General features: G+C 38.5%; 25 protein-coding genes. 18 read left to right on the forward strand and 7 right to left on the reverse strand.

Annotation, left to right across the window (positions count from 1 at the left end; genetic code table 11):
• Window positions 1–2 precede the first annotated feature (2 nt).
• The 4 genes from glyS to ME5_RS04545 form a co-directional block, all read right to left on the reverse strand.
• Window positions 3–2,297, reverse strand: a complete 2,295-nt coding sequence (gene glyS, locus ME5_RS04530) for a glycine--tRNA ligase subunit beta (RefSeq protein ID WP_008038868.1) — start codon at window positions 2,295–2,297, stop codon at window positions 3–5.
• A complete protein-coding gene (locus ME5_RS04535) occupies window positions 2,278–3,240 on the reverse strand; it encodes a glycine--tRNA ligase subunit alpha (RefSeq protein WP_008038869.1) in 963 nt (320 codons plus the stop codon). Before ME5_RS04535 ends, glyS begins: the two co-directional genes overlap by 20 nt.
• A 403-nt stretch (window positions 3,241–3,643) precedes the next feature.
• The gene (locus ME5_RS04540; RefSeq protein ID WP_008038870.1) at window positions 3,644–5,392 is read right to left on the reverse strand and encodes a tetratricopeptide repeat protein; all 1,749 of its coding nucleotides are present in this window, start codon (window positions 5,390–5,392) and stop codon (window positions 3,644–3,646) included.
• A 193-nt stretch (window positions 5,393–5,585) separates the two neighbouring features.
• The gene (locus ME5_RS04545) at window positions 5,586–6,602 is read right to left on the reverse strand and encodes a polyprenyl synthetase family protein (RefSeq protein WP_008038871.1); all 1,017 of its coding nucleotides are present in this window, start codon (window positions 6,600–6,602) and stop codon (window positions 5,586–5,588) included.
• Window positions 6,603–6,773: 171 nt separating this feature from the next.
• Between ME5_RS04545 and ME5_RS04550 the strand changes: the two genes are divergently transcribed.
• The 12 genes from ME5_RS04550 to ME5_RS10775 all read left to right on the forward strand — a co-directional run bounded on the left by ME5_RS04550 (window position 6,774) and on the right by ME5_RS10775 (window position 16,765).
• A complete protein-coding gene (locus ME5_RS04550; RefSeq protein WP_008038872.1) occupies window positions 6,774–6,998 on the forward strand; it encodes a putative signal transducing protein in 225 nt (74 codons plus the stop codon).
• 23 nt (window positions 6,999–7,021) lie between these two features.
• The gene (locus ME5_RS04555) at window positions 7,022–7,807 is read left to right on the forward strand and encodes a tRNA1(Val) (adenine(37)-N6)-methyltransferase (RefSeq protein WP_008038873.1); all 786 of its coding nucleotides are present in this window, start codon (window positions 7,022–7,024) and stop codon (window positions 7,805–7,807) included.
• Between the two features lie 107 nt (window positions 7,808–7,914).
• The gene (locus ME5_RS04560; RefSeq protein WP_035000267.1) at window positions 7,915–8,781 is read left to right on the forward strand and encodes a S49 family peptidase; all 867 of its coding nucleotides are present in this window, start codon (window positions 7,915–7,917) and stop codon (window positions 8,779–8,781) included.
• A gap of 173 nt (window positions 8,782–8,954) precedes the next feature.
• Window positions 8,955–9,140: a hypothetical protein gene (locus ME5_RS04565; RefSeq protein WP_008038877.1), complete on the forward strand. Its 186-nt coding sequence runs from the start codon at window positions 8,955–8,957 to the stop codon at window positions 9,138–9,140.
• A gap of 93 nt (window positions 9,141–9,233) precedes the next feature.
• Window positions 9,234–10,106, forward strand: a complete 873-nt coding sequence (locus ME5_RS04570) for a 4-(cytidine 5'-diphospho)-2-C-methyl-D-erythritol kinase (protein ID WP_008038878.1) — start codon at window positions 9,234–9,236, stop codon at window positions 10,104–10,106.
• Window positions 10,107–10,131: 25 nt separating this feature from the next.
• A complete protein-coding gene (gene moaB / locus ME5_RS04575; protein WP_008038879.1) occupies window positions 10,132–10,668 on the forward strand; it encodes a molybdenum cofactor biosynthesis protein B in 537 nt (178 codons plus the stop codon).
• 292 nt (window positions 10,669–10,960) lie between these two features.
• Window positions 10,961–12,148 (forward strand): PA0069 family radical SAM protein, encoded by a 1,188-nt coding sequence (locus tag ME5_RS04580; protein ID WP_008038880.1) that lies wholly within the window; start codon window positions 10,961–10,963, stop codon window positions 12,146–12,148.
• 85 nt (window positions 12,149–12,233) lie between these two features.
• Complete coding sequence (locus ME5_RS04585) at window positions 12,234–12,890, forward strand: ribonuclease HII (RefSeq protein ID WP_008038881.1); 657 nt, start codon at window positions 12,234–12,236, stop codon at window positions 12,888–12,890.
• A 12-nt stretch (window positions 12,891–12,902) separates the two neighbouring features.
• Window positions 12,903–13,862 (forward strand): L-threonylcarbamoyladenylate synthase, encoded by a 960-nt coding sequence (locus ME5_RS04590; RefSeq protein ID WP_008038882.1) that lies wholly within the window; start codon window positions 12,903–12,905, stop codon window positions 13,860–13,862.
• 5 nt (window positions 13,863–13,867) lie between these two features.
• Window positions 13,868–15,277: an FAD-binding oxidoreductase gene (locus ME5_RS04595; RefSeq protein WP_008038884.1), complete on the forward strand. Its 1,410-nt coding sequence runs from the start codon at window positions 13,868–13,870 to the stop codon at window positions 15,275–15,277.
• 182 nt (window positions 15,278–15,459) lie between these two features.
• Window positions 15,460–15,993 carry a DUF6101 family protein gene (locus ME5_RS04600; RefSeq protein WP_008038886.1) on the forward strand — a complete coding sequence of 178 codons (534 nt, stop codon included), beginning with the start codon at window positions 15,460–15,462 and terminating at the stop codon, window positions 15,991–15,993.
• Between the two features lie 496 nt (window positions 15,994–16,489).
• Entirely contained in the window at window positions 16,490–16,765 is a 276-nt protein-coding gene (locus tag ME5_RS10775; RefSeq protein WP_245256492.1) for a YcxB family protein, read from the forward strand.
• A gap of 130 nt (window positions 16,766–16,895) precedes the next feature.
• Here ME5_RS10775 and purD read toward each other — a convergent pair whose 3' ends face one another.
• Complete coding sequence (gene purD / locus ME5_RS04610) at window positions 16,896–18,170, reverse strand: phosphoribosylamine--glycine ligase (RefSeq protein WP_008038888.1); 1,275 nt, start codon at window positions 18,168–18,170, stop codon at window positions 16,896–16,898.
• 91 nt (window positions 18,171–18,261) lie between these two features.
• Here purD and ubiA point away from each other — a divergent pair, with 91 nt between their 5' ends.
• Window positions 18,262–19,251: a 4-hydroxybenzoate octaprenyltransferase gene (gene ubiA, locus ME5_RS04615; RefSeq protein ID WP_035000263.1), complete on the forward strand. Its 990-nt coding sequence runs from the start codon at window positions 18,262–18,264 to the stop codon at window positions 19,249–19,251.
• A gap of 212 nt (window positions 19,252–19,463) precedes the next feature.
• Here the strand turns inward: ubiA and pdxH are convergent, their stop codons facing one another.
• A complete protein-coding gene (pdxH, locus tag ME5_RS04620; RefSeq protein ID WP_008038890.1) occupies window positions 19,464–20,087 on the reverse strand; it encodes a pyridoxamine 5'-phosphate oxidase in 624 nt (207 codons plus the stop codon).
• A 144-nt stretch (window positions 20,088–20,231) separates the two neighbouring features.
• Between pdxH and ME5_RS04625 the strand changes: the two genes are divergently transcribed.
• The 4 genes from ME5_RS04625 to ME5_RS04640 all read left to right on the forward strand — a co-directional run bounded on the left by ME5_RS04625 (window position 20,232) and on the right by ME5_RS04640 (window position 23,405).
• Window positions 20,232–20,618 (forward strand): RT0821/Lpp0805 family surface protein, encoded by a 387-nt coding sequence (locus ME5_RS04625; protein WP_008038891.1) that lies wholly within the window; start codon window positions 20,232–20,234, stop codon window positions 20,616–20,618.
• Window positions 20,619–20,808: 190 nt separating this feature from the next.
• Window positions 20,809–21,729 carry a DnaJ C-terminal domain-containing protein gene (locus ME5_RS04630; protein ID WP_008038892.1) on the forward strand — a complete coding sequence of 307 codons (921 nt, stop codon included), beginning with the start codon at window positions 20,809–20,811 and terminating at the stop codon, window positions 21,727–21,729.
• 259 nt (window positions 21,730–21,988) lie between these two features.
• Complete coding sequence (gene fabI / locus ME5_RS04635; RefSeq protein WP_008038893.1) at window positions 21,989–22,807, forward strand: enoyl-ACP reductase FabI; 819 nt, start codon at window positions 21,989–21,991, stop codon at window positions 22,805–22,807.
• 4 nt (window positions 22,808–22,811) lie between these two features.
• Window positions 22,812–23,405: a histidine phosphatase family protein gene (locus tag ME5_RS04640; protein WP_008038894.1), complete on the forward strand. Its 594-nt coding sequence runs from the start codon at window positions 22,812–22,814 to the stop codon at window positions 23,403–23,405.
• A gap of 268 nt (window positions 23,406–23,673) precedes the next feature.
• Here the strand turns inward: ME5_RS04640 and ME5_RS04645 are convergent, their stop codons facing one another.
• Window positions 23,674–23,928 carry a DUF1344 domain-containing protein gene (locus tag ME5_RS04645; protein ID WP_008038895.1) on the reverse strand — a complete coding sequence of 85 codons (255 nt, stop codon included), beginning with the start codon at window positions 23,926–23,928 and terminating at the stop codon, window positions 23,674–23,676.
• Window positions 23,929–24,238: 310 nt separating this feature from the next.
• Between ME5_RS04645 and aroC the strand changes: the two genes are divergently transcribed.
• Window positions 24,239–25,333 carry a chorismate synthase gene (aroC, locus tag ME5_RS04650; RefSeq protein WP_008038897.1) on the forward strand — a complete coding sequence of 365 codons (1,095 nt, stop codon included), beginning with the start codon at window positions 24,239–24,241 and terminating at the stop codon, window positions 25,331–25,333.
• The last annotated feature ends 6 nt before the right edge of the window (window positions 25,334–25,339 follow it).

Here is a 25,339-nt window from a genome sequence, read left to right on the forward strand (position 1 = left end):
ATTTATTCATTCAGTTTTGAAAAATCAGCCACGCTTGTCGTGACAGATTTTATTCGTTGTAGTAAAGCAAGACGATTGGTTTTAATCGCTTTATTATCATCATTCACAAGCACTTTATTGAAAAAAGCATCAATGGGTGCGCGCAATGTAGAAAGCACATTTAAAGCTAAAGAATAATCACCCACAGTGATAGAGTGATGCACTTTTTCTTCAACCTTTTGAATTTGATCAAAAAGCGTTTTTTCTTCCGTTTCAATGAAAAGATCAGGATCTATATGTTTTGGTATCACCATTCCTCTTTTCAATTCACTATCAAGAATATTCACAGCGCGCTTTGTCCCAGAAAGAAGATTGACTCCGTCTTGACCATTGATAAAAACAATGAGAGCTTCAACACGGCGAGCGAGCTGAAGTATATTGTCAGCATCATCGGTGACAACTGCATCAATAACATCGTAGCGCGCACCTTCATCTTTTAAATGTACTTTTAAACGTTCATGGAAAAAAGAAAGTAAATCTTTTAGAATTGAATCTGTCTTTATAGATAATGCATTTTCAAGTTTTATTTCTTCATTGCGCAAGGCGTTGTTTATGTCTTGGGCATCATCAGTTTCATTGGCCTTTTCATGATCAAGTTTACTTTCATAGACAGCAAGATCTATTTCGACAATGTGACGGGTAAGCAGCTCTGCTGCTTGTTTAAAAAGCGGCATGAGATGGATTGTCCAATCTCGCGCCATAAGAAGACGAATGACACCTAATGATGCACGCCGCAAAGCGTAAGGGTCTTTAGAGCCTGTTGGCTTTTCATCAATGAGCCAAAAACCAACTAATGTGTCCAATTTATCAGCAAGTGAAACAGCTATAGAAAGTGTATCTTGAGGAATATTATCTGTTGGACCTTGTGGCTTATAATGGTCTTCAATTGCTTGACTAACCAAAGGGTTTTCACCTTGTAAAGCAGCATATTTATGCCCCATTACACCCTGTAATTCTGGAAATTCACCAACAGCTTCTGTTTGTAAATCTGCTTTTGCCAAACTTGCTGCTCGTTTGGTTAAAGCTTTATCTGCTTGTACTTGAGGTGCGATAATTTGCGCCAGATCAACAATACGTTCAACACGTTCGCCTTGAGTTCCAAGACGTGCATGAAACGTGACATCCAAATAATCAAGACGCGCCATGCGCTGATCAAGGGGTTTTGTCAAATCAAGATCAAATTTTTGGGCGGATGGCACAAGAGCGTTCTGATCAGGGAGATCATTTTGGTCTGTTTGCCAAAAATAGAATGCATCGGATAAACGCGCCCGCACAACTTTTTCATTGCCATAAGCAATCATTTTTCCACCATCAGGTGCTATAATGTTTGAAACAAGAATGAAATGGTGAGAAAGTTGTGACGGCTCATCTCTTTTACGCGTGACAAAACATTTTTGATTAACACGAATTGTAAGTTGTATAATTTCGGGTGGAATCGCAAGGAATGCTTCATCAAATTGTCCCATAAGAACGACTGGCCATTCAACCAAGCCTGAAACTTCTTCGGCTAATGCGTCGTCATCGACAAGATCGAGACCATTCGCAAAACAAAGATTTTGTGCATCGGCAAGAATGATCTCCTTTCGTCGCTGGCCATCAAGAATGACCTTTTCTTCTTCAAGGCGCGTAATATAATCATCAAACCGCCGAATGGTGATTGGTTTTCCATCACTCAAAAAACGATGCCCATAGGTCATATTCGTGCTTCTTAATCCAGCAATTTCAAAAGGTATAACTTCCGTTTCGCCTGTTTCAGAACCAAAAACACATAATATATTTTGAAGAGGGCGTACCCATCTTAAAGAATTGTCTTTGTCAATAAATCTATTCCAACGCATCGATTTTGGCCAAGGAAAATCACGAATGATTTGTGGCATAATCTCAGCAATAATTTCTTGAGCAGAACGCCCATTTTTTATGATTTCAGCGGCATAAAAACCACCTTTTTTGGGGTCATTAATAATTTTAGCCTGTCTAATATCGCTTAAGCCTACAGAACGTAAAAAACCCGCAATGGCTTGCTCACCAGCTTTGATACTTGGACCTTTGCGTTCTTCATGAACATCTTTTGAGCGAGGTGTTAATCCACGAACATCTAAAGTTAACCGTCGTGGTGTCCAATATTCACGTGCCGCCTCATAGGTTAAACCAGCATCAACCAATTTATTGGTGAGTATTTTTTTCAAATCACCGGCAGCTTTGCGCTGCATACGAGCCGGAATTTCTTCACTAAAAAGTTCAATCAGTAGATCGGGCATCAGACGTTTCCTTAAAATTGACCCCACCGGCCTCTGTGAAAAGAAAGGCTTCACCACATCGACGTGCAAGATTGCGCACACGTAAAATAAAACTTTGTCGCTGAGTTACAGAAATTACACCGCGTGCTTGCAATAAATTAAAAATATGGCTTGCTTTAATACATTGGTCATAGGCAGGCAAAACACATAGATGAAGGCGCTCATCGTCATTTGAATGACCAGCATTCAAAATGTCATTACATTCGCGTTCTGCATCCAAAAAATGCTGATGTAATATTTCTGTATTGGCAAATTCAAAATTATAGCGTGAATATTCTTGTTCAGCTTGAAAAAAAATATCACCATAACTGATACGTTCAGCGCCTTCACCCCCATTGAAGTTGAGGTTATAAACATTGTCAACGCCTTGAATATACATAGCCAAACGTTCTAAACCATAAGTCAACTCGCCAGATACAGGGGAACACTCGATGCCGCAAACTTGCTGGAAATAAGTGAATTGCGATACTTCCATACCATCGCACCAGCATTCCCAACCAAGTCCCCAAGCACCTAATGTAGGGCTTTCCCAGTCATCCTCAACAAAACGCACATCGTGTAGTGTTGTATCAAGACCAATTGCGCGTAATGATCCAAGATAAAGATCCTGAAGATTTGGAGGGGAAGGTTTGATAATGACCTGAAACTGATAATAATGCTGTAAACGATTGGGATTTTCGCCATATCGCCCATCGGTGGGGCGGCGAGAGGGCTGAACATAAGCGGCTTTCCAATGTTTTGGCCCCAGAGCGCGCAGGGTTGTCGCTGGGTGAAAAGTGCCTGCACCAACCTCCATATCATAGGGTTGTAAAACTGCACATCCATATTGTGCCCAATAATTTTGTAATGTTAAAATCAACCCTTGGAAAGAGCGTTTCGGATTGAGATGTTCAGGAAGGTTCACGTGGTCACCTTTAAAATTTAAAAAAAGTGCAAACTCTATTATTTTCTTGTTAAAAAGACTTATTCTCTCCTATGAACTTGGTCAAGTCGCAGCTGAAGTGAAACCATGACTTTCCCCATTCATCCTTTTTATTTTACAGATGTTCGATCCTTTAAGACGATAAAAGCATTTTAAGACGATTTAAATTTTTAAATTTGATAAAACCATCTTTTCAGAGACATTTAAATAAATATTTTCAAACTTTAATGATGATACGTGTTGATTAAATCTCAGCATGATAATGATTAAAATCGATATATTATGGATTTGCTGTGCATTCTTATTTATGCAAAGTGATCGTTGAAAATATCGGCGCGTTTGATGACTGATGAAGTCACTATTATATTGATTAGGTTAGTTGTCTTCACTCATTACTTTTATTGATTTTTTCAACATTAGAAGATTGTTCTTGCGTTTTTAACCCTGTTTTGAGCTTTTCTTCAATTTTTTCAAGCTCATCATCAGTTGGTTTGCCTGCAATTGCATGATTCCACTGAAATGTTGCTTCTAACTTTCGCCCAATATGCCAATAGGCATCACCTAAATGATCATTAATTGTTGGATCTCCGGGCAATAATTGTACGGCCCTTTCCAGAATTGTAACGGCCTCATCAAATTGACCAAGCTTAAAATATGCCCAGCCAAGAGAATCGACGATATAGCCATCATCTGGACGTAAATCAGCAGCTTTTTTGACCATATTTAAGGCTTCATCAAGTTTTTCATTACGATCAATCAATGAATATCCAAGATAATTTAAAACCTGCGGTTGATTTGGAAAAAGCTCTAACGCTTGGCGAAAATCAGGTTCTGCTTTTTGCCATTCCTTCATTCTTTCACGCGCAATACCGCGTTGATAAAATAACAACCAATCTTCTCTTTGAAGTTGAGGAATTTGATCAATTGTTCGATCCATTACTTTTTCTGTTTTTTCAAAAGCATCTTCTTGCATGTAAATACCAGCAAGAGCCAGCGAAATGCGGCGATCATCTGGGTATTCTTCTTCTAAAAAGACAAGATGGTTCAATGCTTTTTCATTATCACCAAAATCAGAATAGCTAAGCGCCAATCTTAATTCAGAATCACGATAATAAGGCGATGTTTTTTGAACATTTTTATAATATTCTATAGCGCTTTTATAGTCACCAAGCTTTGTCGAAATATCCGCAAGTTGAAAGAGTGTGGCATCATTTTGAGGTCGTAAGGCAAGGGAGAGTTGTAAAATAATACGTGCAAATGATTCTGCACTACCGCGATTGATAGCCGTTCCTGTATCATATAACACTTCGCCAGCCGCTTCTTGTGGCGTTTTGACAAGCCTATCAATTGTGCCACCATTTTCAACATTTTCACGCATATATTTCAAAGCATCGCGGCCAGAGAGAAGTGTCTCACCTTGACGCAATGTTTTCAAGGCATCATCACGTTTTTTATGACGCAATTGAAAAGAGGCGTAAGCGACAATGACACGTTCATAAGTATCAGGGGCTGACATGCCCCCTCTTTGATCATTAAGGGCTTGTTTATAATAGCGTTCCGCCTCTTTTTTGTTTCCTGCAAGATCATTCATAAGTGCCAAATGGAAACTGGTGAAAATATCAAACCATGCTGGTCCCAAAAGTTGTTTTATTTCTGAAGCCGCTTGTTTGCGATTGCCTTGACCAAATGTTGCCCAAGAACTTATTAAATGTGACATAAGGCGATCAACATCTGTTGATTGCGAGGGTTTAATTTCTTTTTTTGCAGTTTTGTAAGATTTTTTTATAAAACCGTCGCTTGCCAATGTTAGACGAACAAAACGGTCAATATCTGTATCGTGTTGAAGCGTTTTTGCTAGCTTAACGGCTTGTTTAAAATCACCAGCTGATAATAAAGTAAGCAACATATCTTGTTGCATGAAAATATTATCTGGTTCAAATGCAAGTGCTTGATTAAAATAATCAATGGCAAGATTAATGTGTTTGTCTTGTCCTGCAACACGACCGGCAATGAAAGCACCTGCGAAAGATTCTGCCTTTGTCATAGCGTCATGATGGGCAAAAGCGCTCGAGCTTATCAATATCGTTCCCGCCGATAAAACTGCTAAAAAACGAGTAGCTTTTGTACGCATCATCACACTCTTCCTTTGTTTTTCCACGGATCGTTTTGAGCCGTAATTAAGACCAGTATTCTCACCTATAACAGATGAATTTGCGAAAGCATATCAGATTAAATATCATTGCCTTAGTCAATACGATAACTCTAATGAAACACTATTTATAAATTCAAAAAACAAATTTAAAGATGAAAGTGATAATTGCCAATTGTTAATTGACACGTGAAATGCAAAAATCAATAACCTCAAGAAGCGCCTGTTTATGTGCATTATCCTTGATAGGATTTAATGCATTTGCTGCTTGGCTACCGTAAGTGCGTGCTTTAATAATTGTTTTGTCGAGGCTACCATGTTTTTGCATCAATGCGCGGGCATGCTCTAATGCGTCATTATCATTTTCACCCCTTTCTAATGATTGTTTCCAAAAGGCTTTTTCCTGCTCATTGCCACAAGCATAAGCGATAATAACAGGCATTGTGATTTTGCCTTCGCGAAAATCATCGCCTGTATTTTTACCCAGTTTTTTTGCACTGCCGCCATAATCTAGCGCATCATCGACAAGCTGAAATGCTAATCCTAGTGCGCTTCCATATTCGCGTAAGGCTTTGCGTTCGTTTGTTCCAAATCCTGCAATAATTGGTCCGACTTCAGCAGCTGCAGAAAAAAGAGCGGCTGTTTTTGCATTAATAACTTTAAGGTAATTATCTTCAGTCGTTTCAAGGTCTTTGGCGGCAGCAAGTTGCATGACTTCACCTTCTGCAATGATTGATGCCGCATTGGCTAAGACGGATAATGCATCCATAGACCCTACATCAACCATCATTTTAAAAGCTTGGCCTAAAAGAAAATCGCCAACAAGGACGCTTGCTTGATTGCCCCAAATCATTCTGGCTGTGGATTTGCCGCGCCGCAAATCGCTTTCATCAACGACATCATCATGTAATAAGGTTGCTGTATGCATAAACTCCACAGCCGTTGCCAATTGAATATGCCCTTTTCCTTCATAACCAAAAAGCCGTGCGCTGGCTAATGTCATCATAGGGCGCAATCTTTTACCTCCTGAAGAAATAAGATGATCTGAGATTTCAGGAATCATATCAACATCAGAACCTGCCATTGATAAAATCAATTGATTGACATGGTCCATATCGTTTTGTGTAAGATCAATAAGAGGTTGGATAGACGCTTGTTGAGGGTTTTTTAGATCTTTTTTTTGTGCGGCAAACAAGGTGTTCACTCCTAAAGCATATTTATATTTGCATGCACCATAAAGAACGCATTGAAAGGACTCAAGCTTTCATTCTGATTTGACAGAAGCTTTGCTCTAAAATATCTGGAAAACATTTTATATTTTGAAAATGCGCTATATAATCAATGAGGGATATGGCACACATCAACAATGATTGAACTGATACGCACAAATGATATTGTTTTATTGTCTTTCGTAGAAAGTCTTATGAAAGAGGCGGATATTATTTATTTTATTGCTGATTGTCATACGAGTATGGCTGAAGGCTCTATGGGCTTTTTACAACGTCGTCTTATGGTTGATGAGAGGCGTAAAAGTGAGGCGCGAAAAATCATTATTGATGTTGGATTAGCGCATGAATTGCGCACGAAATAAATCGATTGATTAGGAATTAAGTGATGGTCGATATTCATCATGATAATGAAACATTAGATGAATTTCATCGCGGAGGTTTTTATCTGGTGCAATCGCGACGTCAAGGACATCGCTCAGGTATGGATGCCATGATTTTGGCAGGCTTAGTCCCAACTTCATTTAAAGGTCGTGTCGTCGATCTTGGTGCTGGTGCAGGTGCAGCAGGCTTTGCAGTTGCAGCTCGATGTATCAATACAGACGTGACTTTGGTTGAGCGCTCGCCAGTAATGTTTGCGCTTGCGAAAAAAAGTTTGTCACTGTCGCAAAACAAAATTTTAAAAACGCGTATTAGTATTTTACAAGCTGATGTGACTTTAAAAGGACGTTATAGAGTTGAGGCGGGATTAAAGAATAATATGTATGATTTTGCTGTTATGAATCCGCCCTTTAATTTTTCTTCTGATCGCCGCACCCCTGATGTTTTAAAGGCTGAGGCGCATGTTATGGAAGATACAATGTTTGAAGATTGGCTGCGTTGTGCAGCCGCAATTGTCAAACCCGGTGGTTTTTTAGGCTTAATTGCGCGTCCTCAATCTCTTGAGCATATTTTGTTATCTATGAAAGGACGCTTTGGTGATATAAAAATCATTGCTCTACATCCACGTGATGGTCAGCCTGCAATTCGCATTTTGGTGCATGCAAGACGAGCAAGCAAGGCACCACTTCAAATTCTTCCCTCACTCATCATTCACATGAAAGATGAGCAGTGTTTTACGACAAAAATTGATAATGTTAATAATGGACTTTTAAGTTTATGGGATCTTCCATAAATCATGTAATCTGCGTTAATAAAATATTGCAGTTTTAAAATTATATCTTAAATGAAAAGTTAGAAGAATAGACGATAGAAGATCATATGATCACTATCTAAAACACTATGAGGAGTCTTATTTTGGCCGGTTTTATTAAACGTTTAATCCCCCGTCGGTTCCGATCAAGTGCGGTTGAGATACCTGTTGTGCGGCTACAAGGTATGATTATGGATTCTTCTTCACCTTTGCGTCAAACGTTGTCATTAGGCTCATGCGCGACAGTGTTAGAAAAAGCATTCGGCGAAAAAGACGCACCCGCTGTAGCCCTATCGATTAACTCACCTGGTGGTTCTCCTGTTCAGTCACGTTTGATTTATCGTCGCATTCGTGACCTTGCAGAAGAAAATAATAAAAAAGTTTTGGTTTTTGTAGAAGATGTTGCAGCTTCAGGGGGATATATGATTGCTTGCTCAGGTGATGAAATTTTTGCTGATCCTTCATCCATCGTAGGGTCTATTGGTGTTGTATCTTCTTCTTTTGGCTTTCCTGAGCTTTTGAAAAAAATTGGCGTTGAACGGCGTGTTTATACAGCTGGTAAAAATAAAGTTTCTTTGGATCCATTTCAACCTGAGAAAAAAGCGGATATTGATCATTTAAAAAAATTACAATTGGAAATTCATGATACTTTCATAACAATGGTTAAGAACAGCCGAGATAAAAAATTAGCGGATGATGAGACATTATTTACAGGTATGTTTTGGACAGGAACAAAAGCTAAGGAGCTTGGACTTGTCGATGAATTGGGTGATATACGCTCTGTTATAAAAAAACGTTATGGACAAGATGCAAAACTGAATCTTATTGCACCTTCCAAAGGGTTTTTAGGGCGCAAGACACCTTCGGGTGTTTCGGCATCATTCGTGACGAGTGCTATTGATGGCGCATTAAATGCAGCTGAAGAGCGGAGTCTATGGCAGCGTTATGGTTTATAATTTTAATTATATTAGACTTATGCCGTAAAAAAGCTTAAGTTTAAGAGTAATAATTATTCTTTGACTTGGCTGTGACAAAATTCTTTAGTTTACGTTATAGAAATGCGTATCCGCCAAACTTTGAGGTTAATATCAAAGAATTTGCCCATATGATGGTTTGGGAAAGGAAAAAAATGATTAGATTAATTGTTTATGGTTTAATTTGTGCGGCTGCTTTATATCTTTATCGCGCATTAAAGGGAGAATCGCAACGTGTTGCACAGCGTGTCAAACGTGCTGAAGCCGAACAACGTAACGGTGTGCGTGGAACTCTTGTGCAAGATCCTAAAACTGGCGTATATCGGGTTGTGCGCGATTAAACTGTCCTTTCTTGTAAAAGTAGATTGTGCATAATTTTTATGGGTTAAAAATAGCCACATGGGCTGTCATGTGGTTGTTTTTTTTGCAAGACGATGGAAATTTATACACCTATTAAAGTAAATTTAGCCCTCCATGTTGTTGGACAACAAAGTGATGGTTATCATAGTCTTGAAAGCTTGGTTTATTTTAGCCTTGATGGTGACAAAATCACGTATGCACCATCCAATCATGATGTGGTGAGTGTTTCTGGGTCTTATGCTAAAAATTTAAAGAACAACCAGCATAATCTCATTGTAAAAGCACGTGAGTGTTTAACTGCGTATTTTCCAAATTATTATCGCCCTTCCTTTTTGAAGCTTGAAAAAAATCTACCGCTTTCTTCTGGTTTAGGTGGAGGGTCTGGTGATGCCGCAGGCGTTATGCAGCTTTTACGGCATGCATGGTGTTTAAAAGCTTCGGATAAGATTTGGTCAGAGCTTGCTTTGTCTTTAGGGGCAGATGTTCCTATGTGTTTAAGCGCTTTAACGACAGGGAAGTCCTTAATTGCGAAAGGTGTTGGCGAAGAGTTAACACTTTTAAATGAAGCATGTCCTTTATGGCTTGTTTTGGTTAATCATGGGGAGGAAATTCCCACAGCTGAAATATTTAAACGCTTAAAAAATAAAAATAACACGCCTTTAAATCTTGACATTTCATGTTTAAAACATGTTGATAGTTTGGTTGAAGCCCTAAAAAAAACGCGCAATGATCTTTACGAACCCGCACGAAGTGTTGCACCCAAACTTGAAGACGTTTTAACATTATTGGATCAAACTGGATCAAAATTGTCACGTATGTCTGGTTCTGGAGCGACGTGTTTTGGAATTTTTGGTGATAAGAGAGCGGCATGTGCAAGTGCGTCAAAAATTAAAGAAAAACATCCAACTTGGTTTGTTAAAACGATTAAAACACTTGGCACAATTTGAAATGTGTTTAGAATTTTGAGTAGCAATGATGAAAAACGAAATTGATGAAAATCTTCCCTTTCAGCCATTAAATATTGCTATATTAACCATTTCAGATACGCGAAATATTGATCAGGATCGTTCAGGCGATGTTTTAGAAACACGTTTAAAAAGTGCAGGCCATAAGCTTTCAGTGCGTAGTATTGTTCGTGACAATGTGAGTGATATTGCTGAACAGGTTAAAGCATGGTCAAAAGATCCCGATATTCAAATTATTATAACGACAGGTGGTACAGGCTTTACAGGTCGTGATGTAACGCCTGAGGCCGTAACGCCACTCTTTGACAAAGTTATGGACGGCTTTTCTGCTATGTTTCACCATGTTTCTTATCAAACGATTGGCATGGTGACCATTCAATCACGTGCTGTTGCTGGTTTGATAGATGATACATTTGTTTTTTGTTTGCCCGGTTCGACTGGGGCGTGCAAAGATGCGTGGGATTTTATTTTAAAAGGTGAACTTGATAGCCGACAAAAACCGCATAATTTGGTTTTGCTTCTACCACGCTTAAAAGAACGATAAGTTTGTTGGTACCGCGTTCACCACATTTTTGAGATAAAATTAAGTGTTTGATACAAAAAATAAGGAAAACTCTTTTTTCTGTCATGATAGAAAAAATTAAAAAACCGCCATTTTAACGTTTTTTTGCATTGGCTGAAAGTTAAGCATTTTACTGCAGTGTTCAATTATAATTTTAATATTTTCATTTAGAACGTTTGATACATTCGCATATTGCAGAACAAATTTTTATATGAAATTTATATTTTCATAAAATGTTCTTTATTTGTTCTTTATGGTTTGATAAGTGAAATTTATGAAAAAATCGATTATTGATCAGAATCTGTTAGGTCTGTTAAATCAAGCTGATGATATAGCTTTTTGGGATCATGATGTTTCAAAAGCAGAGTGTTTTATCAAGCAATCTTTGATGCGAGTTTCTGAAAAACAAGCAAAAGGGCGAGGAACAAGTCTTAATCCTTCAGGACGATTTGAAACTCATAGTCGCGTTTTGATTGATGATGGTTGGGAAAAGGACGAGGTTGAAACGCCGCTTAAAACCAATGTTCAAATTGAAACAGCACGCCATATTATTACTCATAATCGATCACCTGATTTACCATTTGATCGTTCAATTAATCCCTATAGAGGATGTGAGCATGGTTGTGTTTATTGTTTTGCGCGACCCTCTCATGCCTATATGGGGCTTTCATCGGGTCTTGATTTTGAAACTAAACTTTTTGCAAAACACAATTGCGCGACTTTACTTGAACGCGAATTATCAAAACCAAGTTATAAACCAAAAGTTATTGCGATTGGGACGAACACTGATCCCTATCAGCCCATTGAGAAAAAATGGAAGTTAATGCGTGAGATCTTACAGGTGTTGAATAAAGCCAATCATCCTGTACAGATTGTCACAAAATCGGCGCTTATCACACGAGATTGCGATATTTTAAAACAAATGTCGCAAAAAGGGCTTGTTCATGTAAGCATATCGATAACAAGTCTTGATGCCCACCTCATTCGTGCTATGGAACCACGAGCGGCCACCCCCCAACGTCGTTTGTGGGCTTTAGAATATTTGACAAAACTTAATATACCCGTGTCAGTTATGGTGGCACCGATTGTGCCTGCTTTAAACGATCATGAAATTGAAACAATATTACATGCATCAAAAGATCATGGTGCTTTGAATGCCTCCTATACTATATTGCGGTTACCTTATGAAGTTGCACCGCAGTTTCGAGATTGGTTGTTAAGAGAATATCCAGATCGTTATCGGCGTATCATGCATGCCATACGTGACATGCGTCAGGGCAAAGATTATGATGCCAATTGGAAGACACGCATGAAAGGGGAAGGAACTTTGGCGCAACTCATTGCAAGGCGTTTTGATGTGGCGGTCAAAAAAATAGGGTTTGCTGATAAAAGAATAAAATTTAATTTTGATTTATTTCGTGCTCCACTTCAACAGGCAGAGCAGCTTAACTTGTTTTCATAAGGAAAAACTTATGCCCACCAACTATTTTTTCTTCTCATAAATAGTTGGGCTTGCGGAAAATCGGTGGTAATGCGAAAATAGTATTATGTCTCGTAGTATCACCGATTTACCCTTGTCATTAAAGCCTTCTTTAAAGCCCGATTATTTATCTGAAATCCATTTGATATCAAAAGGGTTTCAGGCAATAGCAGGGGTTGATGAAGTTGGTCGCGGCCCACTTGCTGGCCCCGTGGTTACGGCTGCTGTTATTCTTGATCCTTATCGTTTACCAATCGGCCTTAATGATTCGAAAAAATTATCGAAAAAAAAACGAAATTTTCTTTATGACGATATTTTAAAAAAAGCGTTATCCGTTTCTATTTGTAGTCTGAGTGCAAAAACTATTGATATGATCAATATTCGAAAGGCAGCATTAGAAGCAATGCGGCGTGCTGTTTTTTCTTTGTCGATCAAAGCAGATTTTGTCCTTATTGACGGGCGTGATATTCCGCCGCATTTGGACTGTCCTGCAACGGCGCTTATAAAAGGAGATCAACGTTCAATGTCGATTGCCGCAGCGTCAATTATAGCCAAAGTTACACGTGATCGGATGATGGAACGTATAAGCTCGATTTATCCTGTTTATGGGTTTGATCGTCATGCTGGATATGGGACAGAATATCACCGCGATGCCCTTATAAAAAAAGGTGCAGTTGAAGAACTTCATCGCTTTAGTTTTGCTCCTTTAAATCGAAAGTCTTAGGAAAAAAATTACATGTCCATTTTGCCTGTTGAAAAAAAAACTATTGATAAGGCTGTGGCTTTGCTAGCTGATGGAAAACTCGTAGCCTTGCCCACTGAAACTGTTTATGGTCTGGCAGCTGATGCAACAAATGGCAAAGCAGTGGCTTCAATTTTTGCTGTGAAAGGGCGACCACAATTTAATCCCTTAATTGTTCATGTGAATTCAATAGGAATGGCTGAAAGATTTGTTCATATTGATTCTATATCACAAAAACTCATGAATGCTTTTTGGCCAGGGCCACTAACGCTTGTTTTAGCGTTAAAAGACGAACACACTATTCATCCATTAAGCAGTGCTGGTTTGCCAACATTAGCTATACGTCAACCGCAAGGTGTTTTTGCTGATATTGTCACACAACTTGATGTGCCACTTGCCGCACCCAGTGCTAATCTTTCAGGGCGCTTAAGCCCTACATCGGCACAAGATGTCAGTGATATGTTAGGCGATCAAATTCCCCTTATTGTTGATGCGGGTGCTGCATCAGTGGGGGTTGAATCGACAATTGTTAAGGTCACACATGAAGGTGTATTTTTATTGCGCCCCGGTGGTGTGATTAGTGAAGAGATCGAAGCTCTTATAAAAATGCCATTGAAACGTATGGAGCAGCATACCGCTATTGAAGCACCAGGAATGCTTAAATCACATTATGCGCCACTTGCAAAAGTCAGATTAAATGCGAAGCAGGTTGAAGATGGAGAAGCACTTTTGGCTTTTGGTGAAAGTCGTATTTCACAAAGCCAGAAAGCGATAGCGATGCTCAATCTCAGCAAAACTGCAAATCTCACGGAAGCGGCAACCAATCTTTTTCATTTTTTAAAAGAACTAGATCAAAAAAATATAGCGCAAATTGCTGTAGAGCCCATTCCTAATTATGGTTTGGGGGAAGCAATTAATGATCGTTTGCAAAGAGCTGCGGCACCAAGAGGATAAGGCTGATGGATAAAGCTTTGATTGATCAATTTTCATCAATTGTTGGACACAAAAATGCGCTGACGACGGATGATTTTATTGCACCTTATTTAAGAGAGGAAAGAGGGCTTTTTATTGGCGACAGTTCGTTGGTTTTGCGTCCTTCTTCGACACAGCAAATATCTGAAATAATGAAACTTGCCTTTAACACAAAAACGGCAATCGTTCCACAGGGTGGTAATACGGGTTTGGTTGGCGCACAATTGCCTGATCAAAGTGGAAAGCATGTTATTTTATCACTTGAACGTCTTAATGCCATTCGTTCTATTGATGTTGAAGGCAATATGGCACTTGTTGAAGCTGGTGTAATCTTAAAAAAGTTACAAATAAAAGTTGAAGAACAAGACAGATACTTTCCTTTATCGCTTGGTTCTGAAGGCTCTTGCCAGATAGGGGGGAATTTGTCGTCAAATGCTGGCGGAACAAGTGTTCTTGCTTATGGTAATAGTCGAGAACTCTGTTTAGGCTTGGAAGTTGTGCTGGCTGATGGGCGCATTCTTGACGATTTGCGCTTTGTAAAGAAAGATAATAGTGGCTATGATTTGAAAGATCTTTTTATCGGTGCAGAAGGTACTCTTGGTATTATTACCGCTGCTGTTATGAAAATTTTTCCAAAGCCGAAAGGCAAAGCAGTGGCTTATGTCGGGTTAAAATCTCCATATAAAGCACTTGAACTTTTTGTTCACGCGCAAAAAAAACTTGGATCATTATTAACGGGTTTTGAATTAATGGCAAAAATTGGTATGCAAATGAGTTTAGCCTATGCCTCAAATATACGCCCACCATTGAAAAATGATCATGAATGGTACGTGCTTATTGATCTATCCTCAACAAAAAGCGAAGATGAAGCAAAACATGCTTTGGAGGAATTTTTAAATGAGGCGTTGGAGGAGGATATTATAGAAAATGCAGTTCTTGCACAATCTTTAAACCAGCAAAAAATATTTTGGCAGCTGCGAGAAGATATGTCACCGGCACAAAAAAAATTCGGCGGATCAATTAAGCATGATATATCAGTACCTATTGCATCAATTCCTGATTTCATCGTTGAAGCAGAAAATATTGTTCAAGAGCTCTCTCCAGGCGCCCGTACTGTGTGTTTTGGCCATATGGGGGATGGCAATTTGCATTATAATATTTCTCAACCTGTAAAGAGCGATAGACAGGCTTTTCTCAATTTATGGGAAGACATGAATCATCGTATTCATACCTTGGTTATGCGCTATCATGGTGCATTTTCGGCAGAACATGGTATTGGTCAATTAAAACGTGATGAACTTAAAGCCTTTAAATCACCTGTCGCGCTTGACCTTATGCGCGGCATCAAAAAACTATTTGATCCGTATAATATTATGAATCCCGGCAAAATTTTATAAAATAAAATGATCACGTTATGGTGATAATATGATTGAGAAGAAAAATAATTGTTTTTTATTGATGTGTTTGTAATTTGCTAACCATAATTTATGCCAATACTTTTTTAACCTAACCTTTTAATAATCCGCTTAATAAAATGCGTTAAACTGACCCCGTAGTAACGTAAATATTGGGGACTTTTATGGCCAATCAATGGGCAAACCAAGCAAAATCAGGATTAGAATTAAGACTGGATCCGTGTCATTTACCGCAAAATGTGGCTTTCACAGCAACAGATACTGGAGATGTTGTTATGTGTACGCTTAATGAGGGGGGTGTATCTATAACAATTCAAAAGGGCAAACATATATCACAATTAGTGCCAATTCAACATTTTAAAGCAGTGATTGCACGCGCGACAACAACACCAGCGGGTCACAAAGTTGTTTCATTAGAGTTGTTGCATGATGATACCAATAAATGCATTCCTTTATTGGTTTCGCGGGATCTTGATGATGTCTTGATGGATTGGCGTCTTTGGTCTGACATATATGATTTACCTATGATGCTTATAAATGATGATGGGTCTTATGTTTCTGTCAAAGATCGCTCTCCTTTGCAGCAATTTTTAGGTCAAACACCGCATAACTATCAACGCAAACACTTTTATCTTCGATGTCGTGGTCGTTCGCTCGGCTTGCGTTTGGTTATTGCTAATCAAGTTATGTTAGGATGATGAATATTCATCCTTAACAAAGGATGATAAAAAAAAATTTAATCTTAATTGAACACAGCATACAAAGCAGTAAGCTTTTAAACGATTTATGATATAAATTTTTTTACTTTTTAAAGCGAAAAAACCACATTGAAAGGTTTTTTTGATGTTTATTTGCGTGTGATACTCTTAGCGATGATACCCATATAGCATTGAAATTTGAGGATGTATGAAACGAAAATTGACATTCCAGTTGAGCGAAAAGGAAGCATTCACGATGCTTCACGATTTTTTTAGCATAAAAAAAAATAACAAAAAAATTATAACTTTTTTTCTTCTTTTGTGGTTGTGCATTTGTCTTGTTTTGATAACAGCATTTTGGTCTTTTGGTGCTGTATTCAATTTTCATATTTTATTGCTTTTCCTTTTTTTCATTTCCGCTATTTTTGGTATCACCATCAGCGCAATTTATGCGTTAAAGAGATTTTATATTTTGCCACGATTGGTGCGTCAGTTTATGCGTTCCGATAAACAACTTTGCCTTAAACAAACATGGATATGGGATGAAAACGCCGTGGCTTTATCAAGCAATAAAATAAAAGGATCTTATCCTTTTCGTTTGTTTTATAACTGGCAAGAATTTGATAATTTTTTCGCATTATTCATATCTGCGGAAAAGTTTTATGTTTTGCCCAAGCATGCTTTTGACTATGAAGAGCCAGAAAATGGTATGAGTGAACAACAACTTGAAGATTTACGTAGAATTTTTACTCGTGAAATTACCCATAAATGACAATAAATGCATTTTTTTATTTAATATAAAATTTAAACATATTTTTTAAAATATATCCGTCAAAGACGCGCTTCCTTAAATGTCATGTTTCAAAAGGACAAGTAAAAAATAACTTATTTCAATAAAATTATTATTTTTCACGCGCAATGGCACGCCAGCCAATATCACGCCGACAAAAACCTTGTGGCCAGTCAATTTGGTCTACAGCGTGATATGCTTTTTCTTGTGCTTTCGCTACTGTATGTCCTATCGCTGAAACATTAAGAACGCGTCCCCCATTGGCAATTAATTCACCATTTTTACATGCTGTACCTGCATGAAAAACTACAATATCAGGTAATGCCTCTGCTTTATCTAGCGCGCAAATAATACTGCCTTTTTTGGGGGTTTCAGGATATCCTTGTGCTGCCATAACAACAGTCAGCGCTTTATCATTGCTCCATTCAGCGCAATGATTGCTCAAATCACCTTTGGCACAGGCAAAAACAATTTCAAGTAAATCGCTTTTTAAACGCATCATTAAAACTTGGCATTCAGGATCACCAAACCGTACATTATATTCAATAAGTTCAGGACCTTTATCTGTGATCATAAGCCCAACGAAAAGAACACCGCAAAAAGGTGTTCCGCGTTCTTTCATGCCCATTATCGTTGGTTCGACAATTTCGTGCATTGTGCGCTCAATCATTGTTTCATTCATAATGGGTGCAGGTGAATAAGCACCCATGCCGCCCGTATTTGCACCTTTATCACTATCACCAACCCTTTTATGGTCTTGTGCTGTGCCAAAAGGGATAGCTCTTTGTCCGTCACAAAGACAAAAAAAGCTTGCTTCTTCGCCAACAAGAAAATTTTCAATCACAAGTTCAGCACCGGCATTTCCAAAATGACCGTTAAAGCAATCATCAACAGCTTGCAGTGCTTCATCAATGGTCATTGCAACGACAACACCTTTACCAGCAGCGATACCATCGGCTTTCACGACAATAGGTGCTCCTTTTTTTTGAATATAGTGCTTTGCATCTTCTGCATTGCTAAAACGCCCATAGGCACTTGTTGGTATGTTATATTGCGCACATAAATCCTTGGTAAATCCTTTTGATCCTTCTAAGCGTGCGGCTTCCTTGCTTGGCCCAAAAACATAAATGCCATTAGTTCTCAATGGGTCTGCAAGTCCTTCAACAAGAGGGGATTCTGGTCCAATAATGACAAGGTCAATGGCATTTTCTTTACAAAATTTTACCACATCTTCATGGTTGCTTATATCTAGCTCAACATTTTGGGCAAGTTTTTCTGTTCCAGGATTACCCGGTGCACAAAACAAAGTTGTTAACAGCGGCGAATTTGCAATTTTCCATGCTAAAGCATGTTCGCGACCACCAGAACCGATTAGAAGAACGTTCATTGCTTGCTCCTATTGCAGAAGATGAGTAAATAGGTTCCTATGTCATAGAAATGAAATCCCTTCGCTTCAAGGTAAAATATGAGCCTGTATGATGAAACACACTGAAAATACCTCTTCAATACACACAGATTCTATTATGAAGGGCAGGGTAAAAGATGCACCGTATCATCATTGGGTGTATCGATTGTTACCAGTTTGGGCTTGGCCTTATGCGCAATTGGCCCGTTGGGATCGACCTATTGGTTGGAAATTATTGATGTGGCCATGTTTTTGGTCTCTTTTTTTAGCACTTGGTTCACCTATATTGCCTGAAAATATTTTTCTTACGCATATGCCGACAATCATTTGGTACCTTTTTTTATTTTTTATCGGCTCGGTCGCTATGCGTGGGGCAGGGTGTACATGGAATGATCTTGTTGACCATAAAATTGATAATATGGTTGCGCGGACGCGTTCGCGCCCTTTGCCTTCAGAAAGGGTAAGTCGACTTCAAGCTAAAATTTTTATGGGCTGTCAATGTCTAATCGGTTTGTTCGTTTTGTTACAGTTTAATCTCTTCAGTATATTTTTAGGTTTTTCTTCGCTCATCATTGTTGCACTCTACCCATTTATGAAGCGTGTGACGGACTGGCCACAGTTTTTTTTAGGTCTTGCTTTTAATTGGGGTGCTTTAATAGGGTGGTCCTCTATTTATGAAGCTTTAGACATTGCCCCTATTTTATTATATGTCGGAGCCGTATTATGGACAATTGGCTATGATACGATTTATGCCCATCAAGATAAGGAAGATGATGCCCTTGTGGGGGTGCGCTCAACGGCGCGGCTGTTTGGGGCGAAAACCTCATGGGCACTAAGCCTTCTTTATGGAGGCTTTCTATTATTCACATCACTTTCCTTTTATTTTGCAGCACTGCCTTGGTACGCCTTTTTAGGCATTGTGGCTGCAGGAATGCATATGTTTTTGCAGATTTTTCGTATTGATATTAATAATGATACACAGTGCTTAAAATTGTTCAAATCCAATACTCATGTTGGTGCTTTGATTTTTTTAGGACTTATTGCTGCAGCTTTAACGCCTTAAAAGGATGAATAAAATAGTAAAAAGTGAATCATATTTTTTCTATTTGGGCTTTTTCGAAAAAGGAAAATGAGGCGGTTTTTTGTCCTTTGGGTATGAGAAATTTTGTTGGTACCTTTGTTAAGCTACCTTAAAATACCTCAATTTTCTCAAATTTTTCTTCTTTTTCAAAAAAAGTCTTCATACCATTTCAATAAAATAGAGCCGTCTTGAGCCTAAGGATAAAGACGTGTTTTTTCCCACAACTCATCGCTAATATCTTGGCGTGTGAATACAATACGCTCATGTAAGCGAAATGATCTGTCATGCCAAAATTCTATTGATAAAGGCTGAATGCGAAATCCTGACCAATAAGGCGGACGCGGAATTTTACCAATGCTAAAACGCGCTGTGTATTCTGCCACTTTTTTTTCCAAAGCAAAGCGACTTTCAAGAGGTCGCGACTGTTTTGATGCCCAAGCGCCAATCCTACTGCCTCTTGGTCGTGATTGATAATAAGCATCCGCTTCTTCAGTGGTGACTTCTTTAACAAGCCCGCGTATTCGAATTTGGCGGCGTAAAGACTTCCAATGAAAACATAAAGCCGCTTTCATCGATGAAAGAATTTCACGTCCCTTTTGGCTTTCATAATTGGTATAAAATACGAAACCATCATTGTCATAACCTTTTAATAAAACCATCCTAACATCAGGAAGCCCTGTTTCATCGACAGTGGCTAATGACATGGCATTAGGATCATTTATTTCTGTTTTGGTTGCATCGTTTAACCATTGAGAAAATAATGGTAGAGGTTCATTTTCTAAACTAAAGTCATCTCTTGTTAACGTTTCATCGGGCATAATAACTTCTCATTTTGTGTATTGCGTAAAGATTAGGTGCCGTTCATATAATGGGGGGCACAGAAATAGTTTAGTATGAATATCTTTTCTCATTTGAAAAGCCGATATAGTTGTTATTTTATTTTTGTCACGATCATTATATCAATGCAAGGTTGCATTGTTGCAGGTTTTAAAAATCAGGCGGTTCCTTCTCACAATGATGTTGATACTTCTGTCATTACAGGCGCAATTGGTGGTGTTGATGAGAGACCAGCTGATCCAACAATAGTGTCTGATCAGCGCCATGTGCGTGATACAATTTCCCAAATGGATTCTCAATCTTTAAAGACTGATTCTGTTTCATGGGATAATGCAGAAACGGGCAATCAAGGTATTATCAGCGGTATACTGGAACGCGATGATGGAGATCGTTTATGCCGTCAATTTCAAACAACACGTGCGACCTATGATGGTGCTCATCTTTATTACGGTCAGATATGCCTTATAGCTCCACAAGTTTGGGCAGTGACAGCATTTAACCGTTTTGAATGAAGAGTATTATATTTTTGATCAACGAATAATGTATTTATATAAGAAAATAACAGTTGCCATCTGGTTTTTTTGCTTTTCAATAGACATATAAAGTACAATACTATGAAGCACTTTTTAAAAGTAAAAAAATTCATTAAGTTGTCATGAGGTCTTGACCTTAATATAATGATGACTGGAAAGAGGAATAAATATGCGTGATCCCTATACGGTTTTAGGTGTGGTGCGCACTGCCAAGCCGCAAGAGATTAAATCGGCATTTCGCAAATTGGCGAAAAAATATCATCCTGATCATAATCAAGGCGATGAAAAAGCAAAAGAAAAGTTTTCTGAAATTAATCAAGCTTATGAAATTGTCGGTGATAAAGATAAAAAAGCTCAGTTTGATCGGGGCGAAATTGATGCTGAGGGCAAACCCGTTTATCAGGGGTTTCAAGGTGGTGGCCAAGGCTTTTCAGGAGCACAAAATCCTTTTGGGGGTGGTGCCGACCATTTTGAGTTCCGCTCATCTGGGGATAGTGGTTTTGATGCCAACGATATTTTTCGTGATTTATTTGGTTCAGCAGGTAGAAGAAATGGCTTTTCAGGTTTTGGTGGGCAGGAGCGTGCAAGGTCGGCTCAAAAAGGTGCGGATTTACGAGCAAATTTAACCGTTTCGTTAGAACAGATTGTTGGTGCAGATAAAGTTGAAGCTGTTTTCCCTAATGGAAAAAAGCTTAAAATTAAGCTTCCCAGCTTTGTTGAAGAAGGTCAAACAATCCGTCTAAAAGAACAGGGTGAAACTTCAGCTCGTGGAAAAGCTGGCGACGCATTGGTGACAATACACATCAAAAAACATCCACGTTTTCATGTTGATGGTCGTGCTCTTCATCTTGATCTTCCAGTTGCCTTAAAAAATGCTGTCTTAGGTGGAAAAGAGCAGGTGGAAACTCTAGAAGGGCGTATAGCATTAACGATACCTGCATGGTCGAGCTCGGACCGTGTTTTACGTTTGAAAGGTAAAGGATTGCCATTAAAAAATGGCACGCGCGATGATCTTTTTGTGCATGTTCGTATTATGCTTCCTGAAAATGGAGATCCTGCCTTAGAAAAATTTTTTAAAAACCAAGCGTAAAAATAATGATAGATATTTGTTTTCACCTATTTAGAAAATAGATATAATATAATAAAATCAAATCTTCCTTACAGATTTTATTATATTTACATAAGATGACAGTTTATCATTTCTTGTTTATGCATGAAAAATCAGTGTTTCTTTTCAAGAAAACATCAGGTAGTTTTATGACATCTTGACCCGAAGCTTGAAGAAACATGATAGCTGTGCCATAGGGCTTAGAGAAAAATTAAAGTGAATGAATAAAGAGGCAATGCCGATGGCTGAAGGTAATGGTTTGTTGCGTGGTAAGCGTGGTTTAATTTTGGGGCTTGCAAATAATCGATCTATTGCATGGGGTATTGCAAAAGCCGCACATGCTGCAGGTGCCGAGCTTGCATTTACCTATCAAGGCGAAGCGATGAAAAAACGCGTTGAACCCTTGGCAAATGAACTAGATGGGGTTGTTTGCGGTCATTGTGATGTGACAGATGCGGCGTCTATTGATGCGGTTTTTACTGAAATTGAAAAAAAATGGGGCAAGTTGGATTTTCTCGTTCATGCTATTGGTTTTTCAGATAAAGACGAATTGACAGGACGCTATGTGGATACAAGTGAAGCCAATTTTGCTATGACCATGAATATTTCTGTCTATTCCTTTACCGCCGTCACGCAAAGAGCAGAAAAATTAATGACGGATGGTGGTTCCATTTTAACACTGACTTATTACGGTGCAGAAAAAGTGATGCCAAATTATAATGTTATGGGTGTTGCAAAGGCTGCATTGGAAGCAAGTGTAAAATATTTAGCAGTTGATTTGGGTCCTAAAAATATCCGTGTTAATGCTTTATCTGCGGGGCCTATCAAAACACTTGCTGCTTCTGGCATTGGTGATTTTCGCTATATTTTGAAATGGAATGAATATAATGCTCCTTTGCATCGCACAGTAACGATTGAGGATGTGGGAAATTCTTCTCTATATTTATTGTCTGATCTTTCACGCTCCGTCACGGGCGAAGTCCATCATGTTGATTCTGGATATCACGTAATTGGAATGAAATCTGTCGATGCACCTGATATTTCTGTTATAAAGGATTAGATCTATGTCTATGCGTTCGCTTATTTATTTTTCACGTCATGGTCAAACAGACTGGAACATTAGCAAACGTATACAAGGTCAAATTGAGCGTGATATTACGGATTTTGGTCGTGAACAAGCGGCTCGTAACGGTCGTCTGTTAAAGGAACTTATTAAAAATAGTTCTGATTTTGATTTTGTCGCAAGCCCGTTACGTCGTACCCGAGAAACGATGGAAATTATTCGTGGAGAAATGGGCGTAGATGTTACAAACTATCGTACCGATCCCAAGCTTATGGAATTAAATTTTGGTGACTGGCAGGGATTTACAGAAGAGGAAATTGCAAAAACCAAGCCTCAGGATATTCAAGCGCGGATTAACGATAAATGGAACTTTCTTCCACCTGGGGAAAATGCTGAAAGCTATGCGATGCTGGCTGTCCGTATACAAACATGGATGAAAACTGTAGAGAAAAACACCGTATGTGTCACCCATGGAGGGTGCTTACGTTCTATCCTTCATCTTTATGGTGGTTTAAGCGAGGTTGAAGCAGCAAATATATCTATTCCACAAGATAAAATCTTGAAATTTGATAAAAACGGTTTGGAATGGCTTTGAAATTTATTTGATAACGATAATAGATAATATCTGATTAATCAGTCTATCCTATTAAATTATATGCACATGAATATGATTGGTGATGCAAAAACATTAAGTTTAGTTTGTAAATTTCTATGAAGAAGAGGTTGTTGCTTTGATTTAGCTGCAACTACTATGTAAAATTTCATAGGATACGATGTATAAAACACATGGCACAACTGAACAATTAAAGAAAATGAAATGCGCAAAAGAATAAAAACTCTGTCTTAAATAACAGAGTTTTATTTTAGCTATCTTGAGGTTCAATATCCGTAATATAGCGATTGTCGCCTTGTGCATCATAAAACACAATAACTTTCATACCCATATTCAAAACCGAATAGTCAAATTCACCAGGAAGTTTATAACTGATCCCGTTATCGAGAAAAATTGTATCAGTATTTTGATCAATCGCGGTAATCGTTCCTTCTGCGTCATCTGCATGAGCAAAAACGGGAAAAAGTGATGCAATAAAAAAGCTTATATATGCAAATTTTCTCATCGAGTGACCCTTTCAGATTAAAGTTGGCAACATGATTCGTCTCATAAAATTATGGCAAAAGGATAACACATCCTCAAAAAATAAATTTTAAAGTTATACTATAATATGAGGAAACAAAAATTTTAACAGTCTGCATTTTTTGACTTTTTAACTAAAAAAATATGCGCTTAGTTTTGAAAAACGAACAGATTGCTCTCTTAAAGATATTCACCATCATGTATAAATGTTGTGATGAAGCATGAGGCGGTTTGACCACGATCAAAAAGGGCAATAAAGTTAAATGATTGATTCATAAAGATAGGCACTTTGCATGTCGCATAATACATTTGGACAGCTTTTTCGTGTAACAACATGGGGTGAAAGTCACGGACCTGCATTAGGCTGTGTCATTGATGGGTGTCCTCCTGGAATTATTTTTAGCCTTGATGAAATACAATTCTATCTTGATAAGCGCAAACCTGGTCAATCAAAATATACAACACAACGCCGCGAAGCCGATAAAGTTAAAATTTTATCGGGTGTCTTGCCATGTGAAAACGATACACTTCTCGTTACGACCGGTACACCTATATCGATGCTGATTGAAAATACTGATCAACGTTCAAAAGATTATGGAGCGATTGCTCAAAAATACCGTCCAGGTCACGCTGATTATGTTTATGACATAAAATACGGCTTGAGGGATTATCGTGGAGGAGGACGGTCCTCTGCTCGTGAAACCGCCGCGCGTGTTGCTGCAGGTGCGATTGCACGCAAAATTATTCCTAATCTTAGTGTACGTGGCGCTATTGTTGCTATTGGGCCAATACAAATTGATCGCAATCATTTTGATTGGAATGAGGTTGATCAAAATCCTTTTTTTTCTCCTGATAAAAAAGCGGTATCAAAATTTGAAAATTATATGGATGGTGTACGTAAATCGGGCTCGTCCACTGGCGCAATTGTTGAAATTGTTGCCGAAAATGTGCCCATTGGGTTGGGTGCGCCAATTTATGGTAAGCTTGATCAGGACATTGCTTCTTTTCTCATGTCGATCAATGCTGTGAAAGCGGTGGAAATTGGGGATGGTTTTGATGTGGCGAAGCTTAGTGGTGAAGAAAATGCTGATGAAATGCGTCTTGATGAAAATGGCAATCCGATATTTTTAAGCAATCATGCTGGTGGAATTTTAGGCGGAATATCGACAGGTCAACCAATTATAGTGCGCTTTGCTGTTAAACCGACCTCTTCCATTTTAACATCACGGTGTTCTATTGACGCTCAGCACAATCTTGTTGATGTTTCAACCAAAGGTCGACATGATCCTTGTGTAGGAATTCGTGCGGTTCCTGTTGGTGAGGCGATGGTAGCATGTGCGCTAGCTGATCATTATTTAAGGCATAGAGGCCAGACAGGTCGCAGTTGAAAGGAC

The sequence above is a fragment of the Bartonella tamiae Th239 genome (assembly GCF_000278275.1).
Lineage (GTDB): Bacteria > Pseudomonadota > Alphaproteobacteria > Rhizobiales > Rhizobiaceae > Bartonella > Bartonella tamiae.